Genomic DNA, 3535 nt, shown 5'->3' with positions numbered 1-3535 from the left:
TGTCGGGTACCGTCATCGCCTGCTACCAGCTCGGCTACGGCATCGCCGCCTTCGGCGTCGGCCCCCTGCGCGCACACGGCATCAGCCTGGCCACCGTGTTTGGTGCCACCGCCGCTGTCGCCGTCGCCATGGGACTGCTGTCGTTCTTCGTGGCCGGCCCTCGACCGAGCCCGGCCGCCATCCACCCGCGACCCGACCCCGCGATCGCGGCCCGCCTCCACTACAAATGATCAAAACCTGACCGTGGGCCGTGGGCCCTGCCCTCGCCGAGCAAGGCGTCGCGGCAGCGGACGTCATACGAACCGCCGCCGGGCATGCTATAGCGTCACTGCTATACCTTGGGGTACCGTCGAGTTGGAGCCGGAGGTCCGGGACTGGCTGGAGCAGTTGCCCACAGCGCACTTTGCTACGGCGGCTTTCTATCTCGATCTACTGGCTGAGCAGGGGCCGTTGTTGGGTGAGCCCTACACACGGCACCTCGACGGCAAGCTCCGGGAGTTGCGGTTCCACGTGGACCGACAGGCGGTCCGGGTCACGTACTGGCTTGCCTCGGGGCAACGGGTGGTGCTGTTGACGATGTTCGTCAAGACCCGGATGCGGGAGGTCGGAGAGGTCGCCCGGGCCAGGCGAGCCCTAGCACGCTGCCTGGCCGAGGAGCACACCCTAGACGAGGAGGACGGGGCCAGTGACTGAGCGGATCGAATGGGCGCAGCTGCGGGACCGGCGGATGAACGAGCCTGGCGCGCAGGAGGCTTACCAGGCCACCCGGCTGGCGTTCGAACTCGGCCGTGGTGTCCGCCAGTTGCGCCAGCAGCGAGGCTGGAGCCAGACCGAGCTCGCGCGGGCGGCTGGCATGACACAGTCAGCGGTGGCGCGGTTCGAGGCCGGCGGCACGGTGCCTACCCTGCCTGTTCTCGACCGGCTCGCTGATGCTCTCGACGCAGACCTGGTCGTCCGGGTTACGCCCCGGTCTCACGTCGCGTAGCCCGCCGGACGTCGTCGCCGCCCCTGCGCTCCCTGAACCTGCCGCGGTTCTCGCCCATGATCTGGGGCTGTGGGGTTACGACGCGGACCGCTTTTCCAGCGCCCCACGTCCGGCACGACCAACGGTTCCCTTCTCCATGCAGGCGTGACAACGGTAGGAAGGTGTTCCTACCGCGCGCTATGGTAAGGCCATGACCGTACGGAAGCTGTCGATCTCGGTGCCGCCTGAGATCGAAGAGACGATCAGAGCTGCGGCTGCCGACGAGGGCAAGCCGGTGTCGACGTGGCTTGCCGAGGCTGCCGTCGAGAAGGCTCACATCGCCGCCCTGCACGCGGCAGGCCGCGCAGCCGCGCGGGAGATGGTGGCCGAGTACGAAAGCGAGCACGGCACGCTGCCCGAGGGGTCCCGGCAACGCGCCCGCGAGTTCCTGATGGAGGCCGGGCTGCTCGACGACGAACCATGGCGGGCAGCCGGGTAGTGCGCACGATCGTCTACGACACCGGCGCCCTGCTGGCCGCCGAACGGCGCAATCCCGATTTCCTCGCCCTGCACGACGAACTGACCGCCGCTCGCATCCGCCCGATCGTGCCGGTGGTGGTCCTTGCCCAAGCCTGGCGCGGCGGCCCGCAGCACCAGGTCTCCCGCGTCCTCAAGGGCTGCGATATCCGCCCCGATGATGGGCCAACCGGTCGCGCCGCGGGTGTCGCCTGCGGCGCCGCTGGGACCGCCGATGTCGTGGACGCGATCGTCGTCGCGACCGCCGTCCGGTACCAGGCCTCGGTGGTCACCAGCGATCCCGATGATCTGAATCACCTCGCCGACTCCATCGGTGTCAAGCTCCGGCTCTTCACCATCTGACCAACCGCGAGGGCCACGTCACCACCCGGCTGCCGGCGAGAATGGCCAAACCGCTGGCCGTACTGCTGGTCGGCATCACCAGCTCGGGCAAGACCGCACTCGCCCGAGCCCTCGCCGAACGCGGCATGATTCGCCTGTCAGTTGATGAGGAAGTGCACCGCCTGCACGGCCGCTACGGCGTGGACTACCCGGAACACGAATACTTCACCCGCGAACGCCCCGTCGTCGACACCGTCCGCCGGCTACTCATCCAGCATCTGGAAGCCGGCCACGACGTGGTCCTCGACCACGGCCTGTGGCTACGCGACGACCGTGACGTCTGGAAGGAGACCGTCGAACAGACCCTCGGCCGGTGGCAGTTGGTGTATCTCCCCGCTGAACGGGATGAACTGCTGCAACGCCTCACCGAGCGCAACCAGCGGCAGGACGCCAACGCCCTGATCGTCACCCCGGAGGCGCTGGACGACTTCTTCGCCCGCTTCGCCCCACCCACCCCCGACGAGGACGCCATCGTCTACACCGGAAACCTGGACGACGTGTACCCGGCGACCCCGAGCCGATGATCACCAGCTCAGGTCGTCCAGTCGATGACGGCCAGCTCGACAGGCCAGCCGCACCCACACGCCCCCGTCCGCGGCGGCCGTGATCGTGGCGATGGGATCATCGTTCTCGCAAGATCAAATCTGGGTGGGATGGCGTCAACAGCGTTGACTAAGAGATGCGTCACGATAACAGCACGCTACGAACGGAATCGGTCAGCGCTGACGCAACGCGGTGAGCCCGACCGCGAGACGAGTGATCGTGTCGGTGTCGCCGCCGAGAAGCACGGCGCGGGTGATGCCGTCGGGCAGCGACGCGGCGAAGTGCACGCAGTGCAGAACGGCGGTCACGGTCTCGTAGGGATCAAGGCCGATGCCGCTGTTTGGAGGGGACCACTCCCGTCGGCACGGTCGCTTACTCAGCAGATCATCGGGTGCGAGCCGTGTCCACGCGCCCGAGGCAACGCGATCAGGCTCACCCGCAGCAGATTAAGGGTGGACGCCGAACAGCCCAGGGGCCACAATTGTGGCCATGACGATCGAGTCGCTCCGCACCGTCCGCGACCACCTGTCCGAGTTCGTCGACCGGGTCGAGGGGCAGCACGAACGGATCGTGCTGACCCGCAACGGCCACGCCGCCGCCGTACTGATCAGTCCCGAAGACCTCGCCCAGATGGAAGAAACCATCGACGTCCTACGCGACCCGCAGGCACTGGCAGACATCCGCGAAGCCGACCAGGCATACGCCGGCGGCGACGTCCTGCGCGGCACCGCGGCCGTACGCGACCTGCTCAGGTGAACGAGACCGACTACGAGCTCGTCCTCACCCCACCCGCCCGACGCGCCCTCACCAACCAGCTACCCGAGGCCGTCGCCACCGCCGCCGTCGAGTTCCTCACCACCGCGTTGGTCACCGCCCCCCGCAGAGTCGGAAAACCCCTGCGCTTCGACCTCGAAGGAATCTGGGCGGCCCGACGAGGCACCTACCGCATCCTCTACAGGATCAACGAAGACAAACACGAAGTCGTCGTCCTCCGTGTCGAGCACCGCCGAGACGCCTACCGACCACTGTGAACGGTCTCGTAGGGATCAAGGCCGATGCCGCTGTTTGGAGGGGACCACGCGCCGGCGGCCACGGTGTGCAGCAGCTCGG

Annotated in this window: 8 protein-coding genes and 1 pseudogene; 8 read left to right on the top strand and 1 reads right to left on the bottom strand. The window is 67.8% G+C overall.

The window, feature by feature from the left end:
* From U9980_RS25165 to U9980_RS25140, 6 genes and pseudogenes are all read left to right on the top strand, one after another.
* Nucleotides 1-230: pseudogene (locus tag U9980_RS25165) on the top strand (MFS transporter); the annotation flags it as partial.
* Nucleotides 231-333: 103 nt separating this feature from the next.
* Complete coding sequence (locus U9980_RS25160; protein WP_416210396.1) at nucleotides 334-693, top strand: type II toxin-antitoxin system RelE/ParE family toxin; 360 nt, start codon at nucleotides 334-336, stop codon at nucleotides 691-693.
* Entirely contained in the window at nucleotides 686-985 is a 300-nt protein-coding gene (locus tag U9980_RS25155; protein WP_322753785.1) for a helix-turn-helix transcriptional regulator, read from the top strand. Before U9980_RS25160 ends, U9980_RS25155 begins: the two co-directional genes overlap by 8 nt.
* Before the next feature lie 190 nt (nucleotides 986-1175).
* On the top strand, nucleotides 1176-1463 hold the full coding sequence (locus U9980_RS25150) for a hypothetical protein (RefSeq protein ID WP_322770196.1): 288 nt from the start codon (nucleotides 1176-1178) through the stop codon (nucleotides 1461-1463).
* On the top strand, nucleotides 1445-1843 hold the full coding sequence (locus U9980_RS25145) for a PIN domain nuclease (protein ID WP_322770195.1): 399 nt from the start codon (nucleotides 1445-1447) through the stop codon (nucleotides 1841-1843). Before U9980_RS25150 ends, U9980_RS25145 begins: the two co-directional genes overlap by 19 nt.
* Nucleotides 1844-1884: 41 nt before the next feature.
* Nucleotides 1885-2406, top strand: coding sequence for an AAA family ATPase (locus tag U9980_RS25140; protein WP_416210395.1), 522 nt, complete (start codon nucleotides 1885-1887; stop codon nucleotides 2404-2406).
* 192 nt (nucleotides 2407-2598) lie between these two features.
* On the opposite strand, the gene U9980_RS25135 is transcribed toward U9980_RS25140, so the two are convergent.
* Complete coding sequence (locus U9980_RS25135; RefSeq protein ID WP_322770194.1) at nucleotides 2599-2733, bottom strand: hypothetical protein; 135 nt, start codon at nucleotides 2731-2733, stop codon at nucleotides 2599-2601.
* 181 nt (nucleotides 2734-2914) lie between these two features.
* Between U9980_RS25135 and U9980_RS25130 the strand changes: the two genes are divergently transcribed.
* On the top strand, nucleotides 2915-3181 hold the full coding sequence (locus U9980_RS25130) for a type II toxin-antitoxin system Phd/YefM family antitoxin (RefSeq protein ID WP_322749865.1): 267 nt from the start codon (nucleotides 2915-2917) through the stop codon (nucleotides 3179-3181).
* The gene (locus U9980_RS25125) at nucleotides 3178-3456 is read left to right on the top strand and encodes a type II toxin-antitoxin system RelE/ParE family toxin (RefSeq protein WP_322770193.1); all 279 of its coding nucleotides are present in this window, start codon (nucleotides 3178-3180) and stop codon (nucleotides 3454-3456) included. Before U9980_RS25130 ends, U9980_RS25125 begins: the two co-directional genes overlap by 4 nt.
* Nucleotides 3457-3535: the final 79 nt, after the last annotated feature.

The sequence above is a fragment of the Protofrankia sp. Cr1 genome, from assembly GCF_963555865.1.
GTDB lineage: Bacteria > Actinomycetota > Actinomycetes > Frankiales > Frankiaceae > Protofrankia.
This window is presented reverse-complemented; position numbering and strand designations above follow the sequence as displayed.